At 53.2% G+C, this 18,127-nt stretch carries 20 protein-coding genes; 5 read left to right on the top strand and 15 right to left on the bottom strand.

Annotation, left to right across the window (positions count from 1 at the left end; genetic code table 11):
* Window positions 1-53: 53 nt before the first annotated feature.
* The 5 genes from gndA to FOI68_RS06585 form a co-directional block, all read right to left on the bottom strand.
* Window positions 54-1,472, bottom strand: coding sequence for an NADP-dependent phosphogluconate dehydrogenase (gndA, locus tag FOI68_RS06605; protein ID WP_143862686.1), 1,419 nt, complete (start codon window positions 1,470-1,472; stop codon window positions 54-56).
* Window positions 1,473-1,517: 45 nt separating this feature from the next.
* Complete coding sequence (locus FOI68_RS06600; protein ID WP_035297114.1) at window positions 1,518-2,144, bottom strand: cyclase family protein; 627 nt, start codon at window positions 2,142-2,144, stop codon at window positions 1,518-1,520.
* Entirely contained in the window at window positions 2,131-3,492 is a 1,362-nt protein-coding gene (locus FOI68_RS06595) for a glucose-6-phosphate isomerase (protein WP_143862685.1), read from the bottom strand. Before FOI68_RS06595 ends, FOI68_RS06600 begins: the two co-directional genes overlap by 14 nt.
* A gap of 57 nt (window positions 3,493-3,549) precedes the next feature.
* On the bottom strand, window positions 3,550-5,076 hold the full coding sequence (gene zwf / locus FOI68_RS06590; RefSeq protein WP_143862684.1) for a glucose-6-phosphate dehydrogenase: 1,527 nt from the start codon (window positions 5,074-5,076) through the stop codon (window positions 3,550-3,552).
* Between the two features lie 254 nt (window positions 5,077-5,330).
* Window positions 5,331-6,002, bottom strand: a complete 672-nt coding sequence (locus tag FOI68_RS06585) for a hypothetical protein (RefSeq protein ID WP_035297108.1) — start codon at window positions 6,000-6,002, stop codon at window positions 5,331-5,333.
* 179 nt (window positions 6,003-6,181) lie between these two features.
* Between FOI68_RS06585 and FOI68_RS06580 the strand changes: the two genes are divergently transcribed.
* On the top strand, window positions 6,182-6,550 hold the full coding sequence (locus FOI68_RS06580; RefSeq protein WP_029098769.1) for a winged helix-turn-helix transcriptional regulator: 369 nt from the start codon (window positions 6,182-6,184) through the stop codon (window positions 6,548-6,550).
* A 103-nt stretch (window positions 6,551-6,653) separates the two neighbouring features.
* On the opposite strand, the gene FOI68_RS06575 is transcribed toward FOI68_RS06580, so the two are convergent.
* From FOI68_RS06575 to FOI68_RS06550, 7 genes are all read right to left on the bottom strand, one after another.
* On the bottom strand, window positions 6,654-7,004 hold the full coding sequence (locus FOI68_RS06575; protein WP_141669609.1) for a hypothetical protein: 351 nt from the start codon (window positions 7,002-7,004) through the stop codon (window positions 6,654-6,656).
* A 17-nt stretch (window positions 7,005-7,021) separates the two neighbouring features.
* Window positions 7,022-7,195 (bottom strand): hypothetical protein, encoded by a 174-nt coding sequence (locus FOI68_RS23330; protein WP_176703232.1) that lies wholly within the window; start codon window positions 7,193-7,195, stop codon window positions 7,022-7,024.
* Window positions 7,192-8,607 (bottom strand): FMN-binding glutamate synthase family protein, encoded by a 1,416-nt coding sequence (locus FOI68_RS06570; protein WP_143862683.1) that lies wholly within the window; start codon window positions 8,605-8,607, stop codon window positions 7,192-7,194. Before FOI68_RS06570 ends, FOI68_RS23330 begins: the two co-directional genes overlap by 4 nt.
* 263 nt (window positions 8,608-8,870) lie before the next feature.
* On the bottom strand, window positions 8,871-9,674 hold the full coding sequence (locus tag FOI68_RS06565; protein ID WP_143862682.1) for an ABC transporter ATP-binding protein: 804 nt from the start codon (window positions 9,672-9,674) through the stop codon (window positions 8,871-8,873).
* Window positions 9,667-10,485: an ABC transporter permease gene (locus FOI68_RS06560; protein ID WP_143862681.1), complete on the bottom strand. Its 819-nt coding sequence runs from the start codon at window positions 10,483-10,485 to the stop codon at window positions 9,667-9,669. The genes FOI68_RS06565 and FOI68_RS06560 overlap by 8 nt, the downstream gene beginning before the upstream one ends.
* Before the next feature lie 17 nt (window positions 10,486-10,502).
* A complete protein-coding gene (locus FOI68_RS06555) occupies window positions 10,503-11,042 on the bottom strand; it encodes a nitrous oxide reductase accessory protein NosL (protein WP_143862680.1) in 540 nt (179 codons plus the stop codon).
* Window positions 11,039-12,427 (bottom strand): right-handed parallel beta-helix repeat-containing protein, encoded by a 1,389-nt coding sequence (locus FOI68_RS06550; protein ID WP_255433389.1) that lies wholly within the window; start codon window positions 12,425-12,427, stop codon window positions 11,039-11,041. The genes FOI68_RS06555 and FOI68_RS06550 overlap by 4 nt, the downstream gene beginning before the upstream one ends.
* A gap of 364 nt (window positions 12,428-12,791) precedes the next feature.
* Between FOI68_RS06550 and hcp the strand changes: the two genes are divergently transcribed.
* From hcp to FOI68_RS06530, 4 genes are all read left to right on the top strand, one after another.
* Window positions 12,792-14,081 (top strand): hydroxylamine reductase, encoded by a 1,290-nt coding sequence (gene hcp / locus FOI68_RS06545; protein ID WP_029098765.1) that lies wholly within the window; start codon window positions 12,792-12,794, stop codon window positions 14,079-14,081.
* Between the two features lie 334 nt (window positions 14,082-14,415).
* The gene (locus tag FOI68_RS06540) at window positions 14,416-15,099 is read left to right on the top strand and encodes a Crp/Fnr family transcriptional regulator (RefSeq protein WP_143862679.1); all 684 of its coding nucleotides are present in this window, start codon (window positions 14,416-14,418) and stop codon (window positions 15,097-15,099) included.
* Window positions 15,100-15,193: 94 nt separating this feature from the next.
* Window positions 15,194-15,529: a hypothetical protein gene (locus FOI68_RS06535; RefSeq protein ID WP_143862678.1), complete on the top strand. Its 336-nt coding sequence runs from the start codon at window positions 15,194-15,196 to the stop codon at window positions 15,527-15,529.
* 167 nt (window positions 15,530-15,696) lie between these two features.
* Window positions 15,697-16,089: a DUF488 domain-containing protein gene (locus FOI68_RS06530; RefSeq protein ID WP_143862677.1), complete on the top strand. Its 393-nt coding sequence runs from the start codon at window positions 15,697-15,699 to the stop codon at window positions 16,087-16,089.
* 10 nt (window positions 16,090-16,099) lie between these two features.
* Here FOI68_RS06530 and FOI68_RS06525 read toward each other — a convergent pair whose 3' ends face one another.
* From FOI68_RS06525 to FOI68_RS06515, 3 genes are all read right to left on the bottom strand, one after another.
* Window positions 16,100-16,411: a cupin domain-containing protein gene (locus tag FOI68_RS06525; RefSeq protein WP_143862676.1), complete on the bottom strand. Its 312-nt coding sequence runs from the start codon at window positions 16,409-16,411 to the stop codon at window positions 16,100-16,102.
* 28 nt (window positions 16,412-16,439) lie between these two features.
* Complete coding sequence (locus tag FOI68_RS06520; protein ID WP_370512105.1) at window positions 16,440-17,111, bottom strand: hemerythrin domain-containing protein; 672 nt, start codon at window positions 17,109-17,111, stop codon at window positions 16,440-16,442.
* 384 nt (window positions 17,112-17,495) lie between these two features.
* Window positions 17,496-18,101 (bottom strand): TetR/AcrR family transcriptional regulator, encoded by a 606-nt coding sequence (locus FOI68_RS06515; RefSeq protein WP_143862675.1) that lies wholly within the window; start codon window positions 18,099-18,101, stop codon window positions 17,496-17,498.
* Window positions 18,102-18,127: the final 26 nt, after the last annotated feature.

Here is an 18,127-nt window from a genome sequence, read left to right as displayed (position 1 = left end):
AAGTACTTACTTCAAAGTGATGTAGTCACTAAAAGGATACCATTGTGTCCGTTTTACTCTTTGCCTTCCATCCAGTCGGTATGAAAGACGCCGTCCTTATCCACTCGTTGGTAGGTGTGGGCGCCGAAGTAATCGCGTTGTGCCTGCAGCAGGTTGGCCGGAAGCCTTTCCGTGCGGTAGCTGTCAAAGTAAGCGAGAGCGCTGGAGAACGCCGGTACGGGTATACCATGCTGGATCGCTGTCGTCACTACTTTTCTCCAGGCTTCCTGGTAGTTTTCCACGATGTCGCGGAAGTAGGGATCGAGCAGCAGGTTTTTCAGCTCCGGATTGCGATCGTAGGCGTCCTTGATGTTTTGCAAAAATCTCGCACGAATAATGCAGCCGCCCCGGAAGATCATGGCAATATCCCCGTACCTCAGGTTCCAGCCGTACGCCTCGGACGCCGCTCTCATCTGCGCGAAGCCTTGGGCATACGAGCAGATTTTGCTGGCGTACAGCGCCTGTCGCACCGCTTCGATGAACGCCTTCCGATCCTCCGTGAACGCGGGAGCTTGCGGCCCTTTCAGCGTTTTGCTGGCGATCACCCGCTCTTCCTTCATCGCGGAGAGGAAACGGGAAAATACGGCCTCCGTAATCATGGACAAGGGAACGCCCAAGTCCAGCGCACTTTGGCTTGTCCATTTGCCGGTTCCTTTTTGTCCGGCCGAATCCAGAATCACATCCACCAGGGGCTTGCCTGTTTCGGGGTCCATTTTCGTGAAAATATCGGCTGTGATTTCAATCAAATAGCTGTCCAATTCCCCCTTGTTCCACTCGGCAAACACCTCGTGGAGTTCACGGGCGCTGAGCCCCAAAACCTGTTGCATCACATGATAGGCTTCGGCAATCAACTGCATATCCCCGTATTCAATCCCGTTGTGTACCATTTTGACATAGTGGCCCGCCCCATCCGGACCAATGTACGTGCAGCAGGGCTCACCGTTCACGTTTGCGGCAATGGCGGTCAGGATCGGCGCAACCAGCTCATAGGCATCCTTTTGTCCTCCCGGCATGATCGCGGGTCCTTTCAATGCCCCTTCTTCCCCGCCGGAAATGCCCGCTCCGATAAACCGGATTCCTTCCTCTTCCAGTTCCTTGCTTCTGCGCAGGGTATCCTGGAAAAATGCGTTTCCGCCGTCAATGATGATGTCTCCTCGGGAGAGATAGGGTTTCAACTGCTGGATGGTATCATCCGTTGGCTGGCCTGCCTTGACCATGATCAGGATTTTTCTAGGCGTCTCCAGGGATTGGACGAATTCCTGAATGGAGTACGTGCCGATCAGGTTGCGGCCGCCCGCCGCCTGCACCAGTTCCTCCGTTTTATCCGCCGTTCTGTTGTACACGGAGACGGAAAACCCTTTGCTCAGCAGATTCAACGCCAGATTTCTGCCCATGACCGCCAATCCGATTACACCGATTTGTTGCTTTCTCATACGCTCATCCCTTCTTTTGTCCGGTAGTCAGAATCACACACGCGATTATTCCGTGGGGGACAGCCCCGTAAACAGCAGCACCCGGGCAGGCGCAGCGTCTGTTCCCACGATTTTCAGAGGGGCCGCCACCATGAAATACGCTCCTGCTTCCACTTCTTTCAATCGAAGGCCTTCCATGACAATGACGCCGTTTTGAAACAGGATGTGATGCGTCGGATGGCCCGGCTGATCTCTCTCGATGCCCAGCGCATCAATGCCTACTCCCCGTACTCCCAGCCGGGCCAGATATTCTGCTCCATCCTGCGCCAGGAAGACAAAATCAAAACGGAACGCATCGTCATCGGAATTCCTGGTTTTCAAGAGAACAAAATCGCCCTCGCGAATCGCAAAACGCTCCAAGTCCGCCTTTGTGATCCGATCGTGGACCGCTGTCAGATCCAGCACGGTACACATGCCGACCAGATTGTCCAGCGGTATGCTTTCAAACGTCTCCCCGTCTGTCATCATGTGAAGCGGCGCGTCAATATGCGTTCCCGTGTGCACATCCATGTCAATGCGAGATTCCGTTACATACCCATTCGTTACTGTTTTCAGCTTTGGCTGCTTTTCCGGTTTGTTTTTGTACACAGCCATGCCTTCAAAGATCGATCCGGTTACATCATAGATTTTCATGTTGAGTCACCTGCCTGGACAATCGTTTCTCAAGATGGTTCTTTTCCGCTTCAAACCCCGGTTTGCCCAGAAGAGCAAACATGTTCTTCTTGTAAGCCTCCACCCCCGGCTGATCAAACGGGTTCACGCCGAGCAGATGTCCGCTGATGCCGCAAGCCTTTTCAAAGAAATACACCAGTTCGCCAAACGTGAATGCATTGAGTTCGTCCAGCTCCACAAGCAAGTTGGGCACTCCTCCGTCCACATGAGCCAACAACGTGCCTTGAAATGCTTTGCGGTTCACCTCATCTATGGTTTTGCCGGCCAGGAAGTTCAAACCGTCGATGTTGGCGGGATCGTCCGGGATCGTGACGTCAATCCGCGGCTTTCGGACATGCAGGACGGTTTCGAACAGATCCCGACGCCCTTCCTGCACATACTGCCCCATCGAATGCAAATCGGTCGTATAATCTACGGATGCAGGAAAAAGCCCTTTTTGATCCTTTCCTTCACTTTCTCCAAAGAGCTGCTTCCACCATTCCGCGACGTAATGCAGAGCCGGTTCATAGTTGACCAGCAGCTCGACCGTTTTCCCCTTGCGATAGAGCGCATTTCTCACCGCGGCATACTGGTAGCACTCATTGGACAGCAGGTCCGGATTGCTGTACCTGCGCCAGGCCTCTGCGGCTCCCTGCATCATTCGATCAATATGGATGCCGGCGACGGCCATGGGCAGGAGACCGACAGCCGTTAATACGGAGTATCTCCCTCCCACGTCATCCGGAATGACAAAGGTTTCATACCCTTCTTCATCGGCAAGTTTTTTCAGCGCGCCCTTTGTCTGGTCCGTGGTGACAAATATCCGCTGTCTGGCTCCCGCTTTTCCGTACTTTCTCTCCAGGAAGCGGCGGAACACGCGGAACGCAATGGCTGGCTCCGTGGTCGTGCCCGATTTCGAAATCACGTTGACGGAGACATCCTTGTCCTCCAGGACTTCGAGGAGACGGGCGAGATAGGTGGAACTGATGTTGTGCCCCGCGTAATAAATCTGTGTCGCGTGGGGCAGTTGATTGTGAAAGGGATGGGACAAGGCTTCAATCGCCGCCCTTGCCCCAAGGTACGACCCGCCGATGCCAATCACAACAAGCGCTTGGGAATGGCTTCTGATTCTCTCGGCTGCCTGCGTAATCCGGGCCAATTCTTCCGCATCAACGTCCACCGGCAGATCCACCCATCCGAGAAAATCAGATCCGGGGCCCTTCTTTTCATGGAGAAATCCATGGGCTGTCTTCACAAATTCGCGCAGAACCTCTACTTCATGGCTGCCCATGAACGGGAACGCATTGGAGAAATCAAACGAAATGGCCATCTGGACACCCTCCTGTCAAAAAAGTATGATGGCGGACCAACGTGCAGCTTCCCTGCCTTATATGCCCGATACGGACAGCGCTTCCCTGCGAACCCCCAGCGTTCCTTCTTCGGCATGGCGGTTGAGTTCCCACCATGAAAAACCGTCTTCCTCCAGCAGTCGGAAAGCGGCCTCGGGGCCCTGCGTGCCGGCTTCGTACAAATGAAGCGGAACGCGCTGATCGGAAAAGGCGTCCAAAATGGGCTGCACCCACTTCCAGCACAATTCAACCTCTTCCCAATGGGCAAAGAAAGTGGAGTCGCCTCGCAGCGCGTCATAGAGCAGGAGCTCATAGGCTTCGGGCACATCGTTGGCATTTGCCGCAAACTCCATGGTGATCGGCTCGATCCTGCTGTGTTTCCCCGGATGTTTGCTGTTCAATTGAAACGAAACACCCTCGTACGGATTTACATGGATCACCAACAGGTTGGGAGCCGGTTTCTCATGACGGACGGGGTACGCATCCCTCAGCGGATTTTTGAATTCGATCACGATCCGGGTCGACTTTTCCCGCATGCGCTTCCCGGTCCGGATATAAAAGGGAACCCCGCTCCAAAACGCGTTGTCAATCCACAGACGAGCGGCGACGAACGTATCGGTGTTCGAATCCCTGTCCACCCCCGGTTCGTCCCGGTACGCCGCTGCCGGCTTCCCGTTGATCCATCCTTTTCCGTACTGACCGCGAACCACATGCGCGGCAACGTCTTCCGGACGCAGCGGCCGCAGCGCTTTCAACACCTTGATCTTTTCGTTGCGGATCTCCCGGGCCGAAAACTGCCGGGGCATCTGCATCGCCGTCATCATGAGCAGCTGGAGCAGGTGGTTTTGAAACATGTCCCGAATCGCTCCCGCCTTGTCGTAGTACCCTGCCCGTTCTTCCACCCCGACCGTTTCGCTGGCGGTAATCTGGACATTGGCGATGTGCTGATTGTTCCACAACGTCCGCAGAATGGGGTTGGCAAATTCCAATACCTCAAGGTTTTGCACCATGGGCTTGCCAAGGTAATGGTCAATGCGGAAAATCTCCTCTTCGTCGAAGAACTGCCGCAAGGAACGGTTGAGATCCCGGGCTGACTGGAGATCGTGCCCAAACGGCTTCTCGATGATCAGGCGTTTCCAGCCTGTTGCCGATCCCAACTCACTGGCAGAAATGTTGGAGGCAATCACGCCAAACAGTTCCGGTGCCACCGACAAGGAATAGATCCGGTTTTCCGGAATCTTCCCTTCCTGCTCACGCTGCCGGATGCGCTGCGCCAGCTTCCCGTAATCCTGCGGTTGGGTCACATCCATGGCACAGTAGTGAAACATGCTCAGAAACTGCCCCGCACGGTCACGATCGTCATCCCATCGACGGGAGAAGGTTTTCACCGACTGTTCCACATGGGCACGAAAGTCCTCGTCGGACATGTCCCGTCTTCCGGTACCAAAGACAGCGAACGCGCGAGGCAGCTTCTCATCAAGAAACAGATTGTATATGGCAGGAAAAATTTTCCGTTTTGCCAAATCCCCTGTTGCTCCAAACAGGATAAATGTCATCCCATCCATCCTAACACCCTCCGTTACTGCAAATGACTGCCCCTCTGTTGGCGGACAGCCGCGACGAAACCGATGTTTCGAACACGGATTCATTATGATTCTTTCCTTCCAAATAAACAAGTACATACTTGCATGTGACATAGTATGTTTTTGGAAACGAAACAAACCTTCGGGGTTGCCCTGCCCGACTCCGGCAAATCAAAATGGCGTGTTCACCCGTTGTCGGGGATCACGCCATTTCGTACCTGCTCGAATGACAAACGTTACAATGGCAGCAAGCGTACCGTCTCCTGCGCCTCCAGCCGTTCGATCATTGCATGCCAGGACTCCGGCTTGTTCGAAAGCACGGAGTAGTACCGTTTGAGGAACGTGACGATCAATTCCGCAGGCAGCTCATGGACATTGTCATCCGTCGGAAGAAAACAGAGGTCAAGACCGGTCACCGCCTCGCCGTCATTGTTCCAGGAAGGGTGAACGTACGGGAAGTCAAGACGCTTGTACCCAAGATGCGACAGAACCTCGCGGCGCACAAACGGATCCATCGGCTTGATGCCGCCGAATTCGTGGTGTTCGGCTCGATACGGATCATAGATCTCGGCAAACATGCCAACGAGCTTTTTCCCGCTCTCCGCCGCCAGGGACATCAGGTCTTCCTGTCTCTTCTGATAGAGGAAGCGGCCGATTCCCAACCCCGGCTTTCCAATGATCGTAAAATCGGTCATGGCCACCTGCAGGTCATCATAGTACCGGTATTCCGTGGCCCCGACAACTTCTCCTTCGTGAATCGCGACAAACACGCGAATACCCGGGTCTTCCAGCGGCTCTTTCCACAGCTCGAATTCCAGCACCTCCTCAGGCGGGAACACCTCCTGCATCAACCGGTGCATGCTTGCAAACCACTTGTCTTCGATATGGGTAATTCTGCGATAGTCCATCTCACATCTCTCCTTGCAGCGGTGTGGGCTTATTGGGTCAGTTGTTTTTTCTTCGTTTCTTGTTACAATAAACAGTACAAGAGAACGATACCGTTATTATTGTATGTAGCAACCTTCCCCAACAAGTACCCACTTTCAAGTAACGTAGTATCGAAAAGGATACCAAGGAGGCAGCCCGCATGGGAGACCAACGATTTAAAGACTCGGTAGAGAGTACGTTGAAAGTGATCGGCGGCAAGTGGAAACCGCTGATTCTCTGTCATCTTTCCGACGGGGCCAAACGGTTTGGCGAGTTGAAAAGGGACATGCCCGACATCACGCAAAAAATGTTGACCCAGCAACTGCGGGAATTGGAGCAGGACGGGATTATTCACCGCGAAGTGTACACCCAGGTTCCGCCGAAAGTGGAGTATTCCCTGACCGAATACGGACAATCCACACGCGAACTGCTGGATGTGATGGCGAAATGGGGAAGTCGGCACATGGAGCGGATCAGCCAAAAACCATTGGACGCGGAAGAAGAAACGCCAACCGAACCCAGCAGGTAGACTCGGGGGGCATTTCTCCTTCCACGTCCGGTATCGGATGGCCCCCGCCACACGAACGGCTTCGATCCGATACCGTCCGGCCGGCAAAGGGGGCGGGCAAGTCCTACCCGTTGCTCCGCATGTCTTCTTCCACCCATTCCAGATAGGCATCGAGAAAATGCTCCACCTTTGGAATGAATCCTTGTCCGAGGTGGTAATCGGGATCGAGCGTCGTCAGATAGAGGTTGCCCGGATACGACTCCCGGTCCGCATAGATAATCGCCTCGCCCAACTCGTTGACAAGGATGGGCTCTGCATGAGCGGGCGGCAGGTACACGCCGTGGTAGTGCCATTTTGCATCGTCGACCGTGATTTTTGCAAACAGCGGATGATGCTCGTCAGCCATGTACAGAGGCAGATCGGCCCCTTTGTTCACCCACCAGTAAAAATTGGTCGGATAAAATTTCCATTTCACGCCGGATATCCACGGCTTCACCATTTCAATTGTTCCCGCTGTTCATACAGAATGTCCTGGTTCAAGCGGGTGGGCACCACGATGTAATCGAAGGCCGTCAGGTCCTTGTCACGCAGTTCAGGCAGATACAGGACATCTTGAAACGAAAAACAGCACCTTTTTTGCTGGTGCTGCCTTGCTCTCCCCTTCATCGGACGAGCTCATCGGGTTGCGTGACCAGCCGCACCTTCGTTACGGCGCTCGTCCATTTGTCAAGCGCTACCAGATCGTCCGCATTCACGTCCCTCAAGGAAGTTTTCCCCAACGCGCGAATGGCGATTTTCATCTCTTCTGCAAAGGATCGAAAAAAGTTCTCCAAAGACTGCGCGGCCTTTTCCACTTCAAACTCGTCTTTCAGGCTCCCCGAGTAAAAGGCGAGCTGCGTGGGCGGTTCCCACGGAATGGCTTTTGTCACCTGATCATGGGCCATGCCCCACAGCAGGGCCGTTCCCATGTAAACGCCGTCCGCTCCAAGGGCGAGCGCTTTCAAACATTGGCCGGGTGCAGCATATCCTCCGCCGCTTAGGAGGGTGATCCGGTCTTTTACGCCCCGCTTTTTGAGATAATCCACCGCACGCGACAAGGCGAAAATCGTCGGCAGGCCAAAGTCGTCTTCCAGAATGGGCGCTCCCCCTTTTGCGCCGGCCTGCCCACCGTCCAGACTGATAAAATCCACCCCGGCCTGAACCGCGGCTTCCAGGTCCGCTTCCAGCTTTCCGGTGGCACACATCTTCACGCCAATGGGGATGCCTTGGGTGATGGTGCGCAGTTTCTCGACCAGGGGCTTCAAGTCCTTCGGTTCGACCAATTCCGGATGGCGGGAAGGGACGACGAGGACCTCACCGTCCGGAACCTGCAGAAGTTCACGGGCCCTCCCCTTCAAATACGCGGGCGGAATCACGGTCGCGGCCCCTCCAATCGCTCCTTGGCCGAGACGAATCTCGATCGCGTCCGCCTGCCGGAGAATCTCCGGCTCTTTGGCCCAATACCCGGAATGGTACTGCAGGATGTAATGGGCGGCGCAGGCCCTCTCTTCGGGCAGCAAAGGGCCTTCGCCCGAGTTCGTCGCGGTTCCGACCGCAGCCGTTCCTTTGGCGATGGCGATTTTCACCTTCTCGGACACCCCGATCCCGTAGCCCATCGCACCGGCCAGCAGGGGGATGTTCAGGATGAGCGGCCGCTTGGCTTGCGGGCCGATCGTGATCATCATGTCGACGGGAGCGTTTTCCGATGCGGGAAGCGTGGCAAGCTGAGCGGGAGAAAAAACCAGGCCGTCAAAGTCCAGATACGTGCGCGGGCTGCCAAACGGTCGTTCGATGACTTCTCCGCTGGCTGCCCGCAGACTGTTTTCCACGACGATCCGGGGGCTTGTCCTGGTGAGAGCCGAGACCATCTCCCAGATGTTTTCCGGGTAACGGTCAGCCATCAGCCGTTTCGTAAAGCGCCCGATCCCCCATTTGATCAATGGCCGGGCAAACACGATGGCGATCAGACCCGCAAAGAGAATGGCCAGGAATGCACCGGCAAACGACCCGACGAGAAAGGCCCCCCACTTGATGGTCATGACAACCTCCTTGCACCCGTTTCTTCCATCATTATCCCGATCTTGCGCGCTGCCTATGCGCCGGTCGTCGAGGAAGAAACGTGAGTCGCGTCCCGGCTGCGTGTTCAACCATCAGCATCGCCGGATTACCTCAACGACGGTGCAGCGGCTTGCCCGGTGTTGACGCACAGCCCCCCTGTCGGTGTGCGACGACGCCCAATGGGAACAGCGAGGGAATCTTGCTTCCTTCATTGTCAACGCGGCGCCAGGGCCCGCGTTTCCGTTTACTTGTGTTCATGGTTCCTGCTCTCACGCCCTCGAATCGTGACGGTCACAGAGGAGGTTTCCTCCGTTTTCTTCTCTGGCTGCTGCTGACGGGGAAACAGTTCGGAGAAAGCACGGTGCAAGGCCAGTTCCCCGTATTGCGCCCGGTATTCCTCGATTGTGGCGGAGCGGACGATTTTTCCGTTTATGACAAAAATGGCCCGATCCGCCACCTCGTTGGCCGCCTGCAACTGGTGCGTGGAGAAAATAACAGAGATGCCTTCCTTCTTGATGGTTTTCACCAGTTCAACAAAGGCGCCCATCCAGTACGGATCCAATCCGTTTGTCGGCTCATCCAGCACAAGCAGTGCCGGTTTGCCCAACATGGCCTGGGCAAACAGCAGACGCTGCTGCATGCCTTTGGAAAACACGGACACCTTTTTGTTACGAGCCTCGTGAAGCCCTACCGCCTGCAGCGCCTCATCCGCTTCCGACGCGGTCCGCCCGCGAAGGGAAGCGTAAAAGCGCATGCACTCACTCGCCGTCAGTCCGGCCGAAAAATTGAAGTGGTCCGGCATATAGCCAATTTGCTGCAAATATTTCACACGATGTTCCTTCAAGTTCAACCCGTTCAGTTCGATCGTTCCCGAACTGGGTTGGGTAATTCCCACAATCATGCGGAGAATGGTGCTTTTCCCCGCCCCGTTTCCCCCGCAAACAGCGACAACCTGTCCCGGTTCGACGTGCAAATCAAACGGATGCACAATGGTTTTTCCGCCAATCGTCTTTTCTACCTGCATCATGTGCAGTCCGGTCTTAGTCACGGTATCGCCTTCTTTCCCAAACAGCTATCGCGGTCAGCATCGTCACGCAGATCCACATCAGGCAGAGCGCAGCAAAACCGGCGATGCCAAAAGGGGATTCCATCCAGTTCACCCACTTGTAGTACTCCGGACCGAAGATGGCGCCTCCCCCCAGTCTGACAACGGAAAACATGCGCACAAACTCTGCGGGATTCAGGCAGGTGGCCACCTGGAGTACCGGTTTGATCCATGTGTACGGCAAAAAGCTCAAGACCGAGATCAAGAGCGTGGGCCAGGCCAGAATCAAGAAAAACCAGATGCTGACCCCGAGCGTAAGCGCCTGCCAGCGGTTCCGGCTCAGGGAGCCGACCACCATGGCGATCCCCAGAAACAACAGCACGATGCAGATGGAAAACAACAAGAAAAACAGCAGGGCGGAAAGGGTGAACCCTTTTCCCAGAAGCATGCCGGACAACCCGGCAAACCCGTAGCTAAAACACACGATGGAGACGAGCACCACAGCCAATCCCGCGTACTTCCCCCACAAAAACGAAGTGGCTGTAAGGGCGTAGGTGGACAGAAGCTCCCAGCTTCCCTCCTCCTTTTCTGCCGTAACCGAAAAGGAGGCGAGCAGCATGGTCATCAAGGGGAGCAGGTACAGGATCAGATTGAGAATGGTGCCGGTCGTATACGTGTATCCCTCCATGTAGGACTGGGATTGAATGATCAACAGGGCCAGCGTGAACAGGGAAAACAGGGCCGTGAACGAATACGCCCACGGATTGCGAAACCCGATCTGTATTTCTCGTTTGGCAATGTTCATGATGTGCACGTGCGCCACTTCCTCTGCTAGTTGTGTGTCTTCTGTGCGTCCGACGTGCCGTGCTGGCCTGATTCCGGATGTCCGTCACTTTGCCCATGCTTTTTCATGCTGCTCTCCCAGGCATGCTTGTCCAGATCCTGAACGCTCATAACCGAACCGGTTTGCTTTTCCTTGACGAACGCTTCCGCCGCTGCCTTGTCCTTGAAGGAATAGACGCCATACCCCATTGGCGTCTGGAACGTTTTGTCGTAGACATACGTCGCCTGATCGGTGTTCACCCATTCCTTGGAGAGGTAGTCGCGGACGAACCGGGCTTCCACCTGTTCGTTCTCATGCTCCTTTGTCCAGCGGTACATACAGCCGATATCGTCAAATTTTAACACTTTCCCGTTTTGCAAAACGATTTCCGACGCGTTGTGGTCATTGGCCACATTCATATGGCAGACGTCGCATTTGTCCACGCCTTCCACGATGTCCACCGGTTTTGCTTCCTCCTTGCCGCATCCCCCCATCAACATGGAGAGGGTCATCATCATTGCGCCAATCGTCCACACCCGAGATTTCATTTTCGTCTCACTCCTCCATACATGATCAAACAGCTTCCGCTCATCAGCAGCACACTGAGTACGCCCATGGCCGTCTGCTGACCCGCCCGCTGTTCGTCCTCTTGCGCCATAACCGGAGACAGCAATGGTGCCCCGTCCCGAATGGACGCGTCTGTCCCTGCGGTAAAAAGCCCCTCCAAAAACACAAGACCGGGTGCCTGGAAAAAGATCTGATAGGGCGATACCGCTTCGGTCAACGCCAGGAAAAACGGGTTGAGCTCATAGGGAATATTGCTGCGGCCGTCTGCATCCAGATCAATGCCCTGCATGTCGTCCCAGTAGTTTCCCTCCAACGTGTTGGCTGTGCTGTCCTGCGCCTGTGCCTGGATGACATTGGACACAAAATGGTTGGCCGTCACCACATTCCCTGAGGCTTGTTTGAGCTGCATCCCGACAAAGTTCAGCGTGAATTCGTTACCTTCCAGACGGTTCCCTTTGGACCGTTCCATGTACAAGCCCACACGGTTTCCCTCGATGCGATTTCCCTCGATTCGCGATCCCGTTACGTCGAAAAGAAGAATCCCCTGGGCGTTCGGATTTTCCCTTTGTTTGACAAAACGATTATGCTGCACGACAGCGCCATCCGATTCCATGAGCATCGTGCCCGTCACGTTGGCGCTTCCTGTGTTGCCGAGCAGCTTCGTGGAGGACGTACCCATGAAATGATAACCGTATCGGGAGTTCTCCACGAAATTTTGCTCCATGTGGTTGAAGTTGCTGTTTTCCGCATAGATGCCGTCAAACATGTTGCTGATCCGGTTGGAGACGATCCGGTTGTGATGAGAGTGATTCAAGTCGAAGCCGTTTCCCTTTTTGGCCGTAACATCCGGATTTGTACCGGCTGCTCCCGACAGTTGGTGCGCGTGTTGGCCGTGGTTGTGGAGGCCTTCCTGTTCCTTGCCCGGGTCCGTTACCAGACCGATCACGCGGATACCGCGCAGCGTATTGTTGCTGGCATCACGAAGCTGCACCCCTGTTCCCATCGTTTCGATCACAAGGTCTTCCACAATGTTGTGGTTCCCCCTCATGACCACGGACGCTTCTGCGGCATTGATTCGGTTGTCTACGATTTTCATTCCCCGGACGACGGCATGATCGGACAGAATCGACAGAACAGGGCTGCTTCCATCACTGGCAATCTCCACGGCCCCCTCTGCCTGCAGCACGATCGGTTTGGTAATGCGAATGGGCCCCCGGTATTTTCCTGCCGGAACGGTGACGACTGCTCCCGGTTGAGCCTGGTCGATCCTCTCCTGCAAGGAGACCGATGCGGCACTGACCCGGTCGAAAAAAACGGCCCCGACCGTGAGTCCGGCGATTCCTGCGGCCAACAGCATGCGGGCCATGGTGCGGGTATTCCTTCTACCGAACAGATTTCTCCCCCCTTCGTCTTGCTTCTTTCCGAACACACCATCAACATAGCGCTCCCCGGCCTGTTCGTAAATGACTCAACCGGGCTATAAACCTTGACAAAAAAACAACAAAAGCGAGCGTTCGCGAGGCAGCACCATCCCTCCGCTGCGGGGATGGTTTCTGTACGACGTCAGTTCGCCCGCACGGCGGTATCGTGAAATTTTGTCATGTTTGTGAAATGAATCACAAAGTGTGATGCTCGTCACATCTGAACAAACGCTTTTTACGCATAATGGAAACAGACACAGGGATGGCTCACACACATCCCACATTGAACAGGAGAAGGAGGACGTATCCATGTTTTGTTATCAATGCGAGCAAACAGCGACTGGCGGCTGCAAAGTAGTCGGCGTATGCGGGAAAAATGAAGATCTGGCCAGCATCCAAGATACGATTGTATTTGCCCTCAAAGGAATCGCTGCTTATGCAACACATGCAAGGGAGTTGGGGTATACGGACCCCGAAGTGGATGCGATTACCCATGAAGCCCTGTACTTCACTTTGACAAATGTAAATTTTCATTTCCAGGAACATGTTGACATGGCGATGAAAGTTGGGTCGGCAGCGATAAAAGTGATGGAACTGCTGGACCGTGCACATACGGAACGATTTGGCATCCCTCAGCCTATTACGGTCACGCAAAATAAAATCGAAGGAAAATGTATTGTCGTCACCGGTCATAACCTGCTTGCCCTGGAAGAATTGCTGAAACAAACAGAAGGCAAAGGAATCAATGTTTATACGCACTCGGAGATGCTGCCTGCCCACGGATATCCTGCATTACGAAAATATCCTCATTTAAAGGGAAACATCGGAAAGGCCTGGTACGATCAGCGAAAACTGTTTGAAGAATTCCCTGGGGCCATATTGGCGACAACCAATTGTGTGATGCCGATTAAGGGAACCTACTCGGACCGATTCTTCTCCTATGAAGTAGCAGGACTGGAAGGCGTTACGAAAATTGAACATAACGATTTTACTCCGATCATCGAAAAAGCGTTGCAACTGCCAGCGGCACATATCGACTCGGATCAGAAACTGGTCACCGGCTATCACCACGAAACCGTGATCGGTCTGGCGCCGGAACTGATTTCGGCCGTACACGAAGGCAAGATTCGGAGGTTTTTTGTGATCGCCGGTTGTGATGCCCCTGGAAAGGGTGGAAATTACTATCGGGAGTTGGCTGCGTCGCTTCCAAATGATACGGTCATTTTAACCACCTCCTGCGGGAAATTTCGTTTTAACGATATTGATTTTGGAACCGTAGGAAATACAGGCATCCCACGGTATATTGATCTGGGGCAATGCAACAACTCCATCTCCACGGTAAAAATTGCGCGCGCGTTGGCGGACGCTCTCCACTGTGACATCAACGAGCTGCCGGTCAGCATTGTACTGTCCTGGTTCGAGCAGAAAGCGATTGCCATTTTGCTGGGATTGTTCAGCTTAGGAATCACGGACATACGGATTGGTCCGAAGGTTCCGGAATTTTTAACCCCAGGTGTAGTACACTTCCTGCAAAACACGTTTCATCTCAAGGTAATTGGGGACCCGCAAGAAGATTTGGCTGACATGCTGGCGAAATAACTTCCGCTGTACGGCATGGAATGTCATGACCGTGCACCATGTTATGCGGGGATGTCCGACGAAACCGTATCGGTCTCTTTCGCAAACCCATGGTGCACGCTTTTCTTTCCATGGCTTGAAAGGTCTGCCGTCACCGGATTCTTTCTCTATAGCTTCATCGCCGCCGCCTCCAGGCAGACGGCCCCCCCAAGGCGTTTCCCGACTCCTTGACCAGCGAATGGCAAGTCACCATGCGACCTCCATCCGGAGGTTCTCCGTTCCTTGCATGTCACTTCAAAAAGATCGCTCTGATCCGTTATAATAATGGAAGAAATTACTTGAGGAAGGACTATGTATGAGAAATGGGGATTGTTTGCAGCAGGTTCCTTTATTCCGCGACTTGAACCGACAGGAACTGGCCCGCGTCGAAGAAATCACCATGCATCGCTTGTTCCGGAAAAAGACGACCATCTTTATGGAAGGAAGCGAAAAAGAAGCGGTCTTTTTCATTCAGGACGGGCTTGTCAAAGCCTACAAAACCGACGAGGAGGGCCATGAACAAATCGTATCGCTGCTGCAGACCGGAGATATGTTTCCGCATACCGGTTTCTTTACGCAAACGCCTTATCCGGCGACGACGGAAGCCCTTGTGGACACTCACGTCCTGACAATTCCCGTCCACGCTTTTGAACAGCTCATCTTGTCGATGCCGTCGATTGCCATCAAGGTCATCGATGTCATGGGGGCCAAAATTCGCGAACTCCAGCAAAAACTTCAGCCGTTTACCGGTCACGACGTGCACGGCAGGATTGCTTTCTTTCTGTTGCAATTGGCAGATAAACACGGAGAAGTGAACGATTCCCGTGTGTACATCGAGTTGCCCATGACCCATCAGGAGTTGGCCAATGCGATCGGTTCATCCAGAGAAACCGTAAATCGGTTGGTCAATCAACTGAAAAAGCAGCGAATTCTTGACACACACCGTTCGGGCATCATCATTTTGGACAAGGATGCGTTAAAACGATGGGGTGAACAGTAACCGTTGTTGCCGACATCCCCCTGTCTATTCCTCCATGCAGGTCACGGCGTTCACACCCATGGTTTACTCGCTACACATACAAAGGGGTGGAAAAATGTATTGGGAGACGCTTCCGAATTGGTTTTGGGTGATCTATTATCTGTTTTTCTTATCAACAGCAGGGACTGCCATCTATAGTGTGATACGAAAGAAACGGATACGGTTGTCCGTTGCAGCCATTCTTTTTGCCGTAACAGTTCCCATCATTTCTTTGATAAACAGTATTGGAAGAGCAGAAGGTATGAACGAATTTGAACATTTCCTTGATCAATTGCAGCAAGGGGAAATGTGGACTGTATTCACAATCGCAGGTTATTTGTTATTGTTCGTTTGGTGGGTTCTGTTTCTGCTCAACAGCAAGGCGAAAAAGCAAGATATCGGTTCAACGTAAACCACACAAAGACCTCGATGTGAGGTCTTTTCCATTCCCGTTTCGATCTTGTGCTGCTGCACGTTTCTTGGCTTGGGCACCCTACGTTCGTTTCTTGTCTCCGTCGTGTTATAATGGACTTGACGAAAACAATGTACGGCAAGTTAGGAAAGAAGGCTGATTGTCCAATGGTGCACCAGATATCGGTAAAACGAATTTACGACCCGCCCTCCCCTGAAGACGGCGTCCGCATCCTGGTTGACCGGTTTTGGCCGCGCGGCATTTCCAAAGAGCGGGCAGCGGTCGACGCGTGGATGAAAGACATCGCCCCGAGCTCCGAACTCTGCAAGTGGTTCGGCCACCGACCGGAGCGGTTTGCCGAATTTACTGAAAGATACGAACGGGAACTGGCGGAAGATCCGATCCGGAATGAACTCGCCGATCGGATATGCGGCATCGCGGTTGAAAAAAACGTCACCCTGGTCTACGCCGCGAAAGATGCCGTCCACAACCAAGCCATCGTTCTGCAGCGCTGGCTGACCCGCCGGTCCGAACAGGGAGAACGCAAGCGGCAGGTCTGAAACGATTCCATTACGGGCTGAACATCGAATGGGCTTCTGGGCTGGGTGTCAGCACCAGAACGACCACACTGTCTTCCAATGCTTCGATGGCATGCTCGACCTGCTTCTCAAGGCTGATCATGCTGGCAGCAGCCAGTTCCACTTCTTCATGGGCGGTAAAGCGGATGGTTCCCTGCAGCACAAATAGCAGAATATCGCTCGACGTCTTGTGTTTTTGTAATCTCTTTCCTTTTGGAAACGAGAATTTCACGACTTTCGACACCCCATTATCCAGCATCGGCCGAATAAAGGTTTCTTCGAATGACAGCGGGTATTTCTTCATTCTTTCATCTCCTGCCAATCAACATCAATCAGGATAGCAGCACACGGCTGAGCTCGTCCTTTTCTTCCGCGCTCAGCATGTTCTCCGCCATCGGAAACAGCACGTTCTCTTCTTTCGTGAAATGATCCGTTAAAACGGCATGGGCCTGCAGTGCATAGGAAGCGATCTCTTTCGCGTGTTCAGCATCCACCGGCTCCTTCACGTGTTCCATCGCTTCTTTGAACGTCTTCAGGTTACGCTTGGCAAGTTCGTGTTCGTATTCCATCACGGCAATCGGCCCCACCTGCCTGCCGATATAGTTCGCCATGAGCGGAAAAAGGGCTCCCTCTTCCCGCTCGGAGTGAGGGTTGAGCTCCCGGAGAAAGGCATCCACCTTTTCTTTCAGCTCGGCAAGCTGCCGGCTCCAATCCGTTTTTGCTTGATCCATTCCAATTTGGGCTGCCAACTGGGCAAAGGCATCCATTTGTTCCCTGAGGGGGCCATGCTCTCGTTTCAACTGGGCCAGCGGTTCGCAAAGTGTCACGTGTGCATGGCTCCCCGACATCATGCTGCAATGATGGGGCACTTGGCTCATGCGAATCACTCCTTCGTTTCCGGTTTCCTGCATCTCGAGTATACATCCGAGCCGTATGGAAAAGCTGTGACGGACATCACACTTGTTTTTTCCAAATGGGACCAATTTATCGGCATATGACTGCATGCATAGGGAACAACCTGGTGAAGCCCCATACCAGTCCCTTGATCAGGCGTAAACATGGTTGTTTGCGGTCGACTGTTTTTCGTACGATCGGCCTGTTCGCAAACCAAGCATGATAATCGCAACTGACGAATGGCCTCCCGGGTTACTCGCGGTGTCGCGCCCGGAGTCATCGAAACAGCTTTTCTCTTATCCCCTGATAGCTCCACTCTCTTCCAAACACAAGCGAACAGCCTCGTACTTCGTATCCTCACGATAACGAGTAAAGATCTGTTCCTTCTTTGGTGGCACGAAAAATCCCCTCCGGTCAACAGTAATGAGTTTATCCAGAACTCTTTGTTTACTGCCTACCCTGAGGGGATAATACCACCGTTTAGACTTATTTTTCTAACGTGGGAACAGGAGCATATTTTGTAGTGCTTTCCCATATAAATGAAGGGGCACGCGGTCTTCACTAATATAATAAAAAATAGCCAGACCATTTTCTAACGAAAGAATCGTCCATGCCATTTCAGTCGCAGATAGAGTAGACTCATGATTCTCTTTCGACATCAATTTCTCAATGGCCTTGGAAATTTGTTCTACCGATTGCGTTATCATGTTAGACCATTTATGGCGTACCGATTCTTCACGCATCGCATAAAGAAGAAATTCCATGGTAAGCATGCTCCATGTTCGATTTTTCTGCCTAACTGAAAGGAAATATTCATTCATTGTTTCAATAAAATGTGAAAGTGATTGCTGTTGGTCTATTACTTGACGGACGTTGTTCACATGTAATTGCATTTGTTGTTCCAAAATGGCTAAAAAGAGCTCTTCTTTGGAATGAAAATGAGCATAAAACGCCCCTTTGCTAAATCCAGCATTTTCTGCAATTTTATCAACAGAAGCTCCGTGAAAGCCTAATTGAGCAAAGGTCTCAACCGCTGATTCTAAAAGTAATTGCCGTGTTTCCTTTTTTCGCTCCTCTTGGGTTAATCTGCGCCTTACCATTCTTCTTCCCTCCCTCTCTCTTGACA

This window comes from Brevibacillus sp. LEMMJ03 (assembly GCF_007197875.1).
Classification (GTDB): Bacteria; Bacillota; Bacilli; order Brevibacillales; family Brevibacillaceae; genus Brevibacillus; species Brevibacillus thermoruber.
This window is presented reverse-complemented; position numbering and strand designations above follow the sequence as displayed.

Excerpts from the sequence above, each read along its gene's own strand:
- gndA (WP_143862686.1), bottom strand. The coding sequence starts at position 1,472 with ATGAGAAAGCAACAAATCGGTGTAATCGGATTGGCGGTCATGGGCAGA.
- FOI68_RS06600 (WP_035297114.1), bottom strand. The coding sequence starts at position 2,144 with ATGAAAATCTATGATGTAACCGGATCGATCTTTGAAGGCATGGCTGTG.
- FOI68_RS06595 (WP_143862685.1), bottom strand. The coding sequence starts at position 3,492 with ATGGCCATTTCGTTTGATTTCTCCAATGCGTTCCCGTTCATGGGCAGC.
- zwf (WP_143862684.1), bottom strand. The coding sequence starts at position 5,076 with ATGGATGGGATGACATTTATCCTGTTTGGAGCAACAGGGGATTTGGCA.
- FOI68_RS06585 (WP_035297108.1), bottom strand. The coding sequence starts at position 6,002 with ATGGACTATCGCAGAATTACCCATATCGAAGACAAGTGGTTTGCAAGC.
- FOI68_RS06580 (WP_029098769.1), top strand. The coding sequence starts at position 6,182 with ATGGGAGACCAACGATTTAAAGACTCGGTAGAGAGTACGTTGAAAGTG.
- FOI68_RS23330 (WP_176703232.1), bottom strand. The coding sequence starts at position 7,195 with ATGAAGGGGAGAGCAAGGCAGCACCAGCAAAAAAGGTGCTGTTTTTCG.
- FOI68_RS06570 (WP_143862683.1), bottom strand. The coding sequence starts at position 8,607 with ATGACCATCAAGTGGGGGGCCTTTCTCGTCGGGTCGTTTGCCGGTGCA.
- FOI68_RS06555 (WP_143862680.1), bottom strand. The coding sequence starts at position 11,042 with ATGAAATCTCGGGTGTGGACGATTGGCGCAATGATGATGACCCTCTCC.
- FOI68_RS06550 (WP_255433389.1), bottom strand. The coding sequence starts at position 12,427 with ATGGCCCGCATGCTGTTGGCCGCAGGAATCGCCGGACTCACGGTCGGG.
- hcp (WP_029098765.1), top strand. The coding sequence starts at position 12,792 with ATGTTTTGTTATCAATGCGAGCAAACAGCGACTGGCGGCTGCAAAGTA.
- FOI68_RS06540 (WP_143862679.1), top strand. The coding sequence starts at position 14,416 with ATGAGAAATGGGGATTGTTTGCAGCAGGTTCCTTTATTCCGCGACTTG.
- FOI68_RS06535 (WP_143862678.1), top strand. The coding sequence starts at position 15,194 with ATGTATTGGGAGACGCTTCCGAATTGGTTTTGGGTGATCTATTATCTG.
- FOI68_RS06530 (WP_143862677.1), top strand. The coding sequence starts at position 15,697 with ATGGTGCACCAGATATCGGTAAAACGAATTTACGACCCGCCCTCCCCT.
- FOI68_RS06525 (WP_143862676.1), bottom strand. The coding sequence starts at position 16,411 with ATGAAGAAATACCCGCTGTCATTCGAAGAAACCTTTATTCGGCCGATG.
- FOI68_RS06520 (WP_370512105.1), bottom strand. The coding sequence starts at position 17,111 with ATGCAGTCATATGCCGATAAATTGGTCCCATTTGGAAAAAACAAGTGT.
- FOI68_RS06515 (WP_143862675.1), bottom strand. The coding sequence starts at position 18,101 with ATGGTAAGGCGCAGATTAACCCAAGAGGAGCGAAAAAAGGAAACACGG.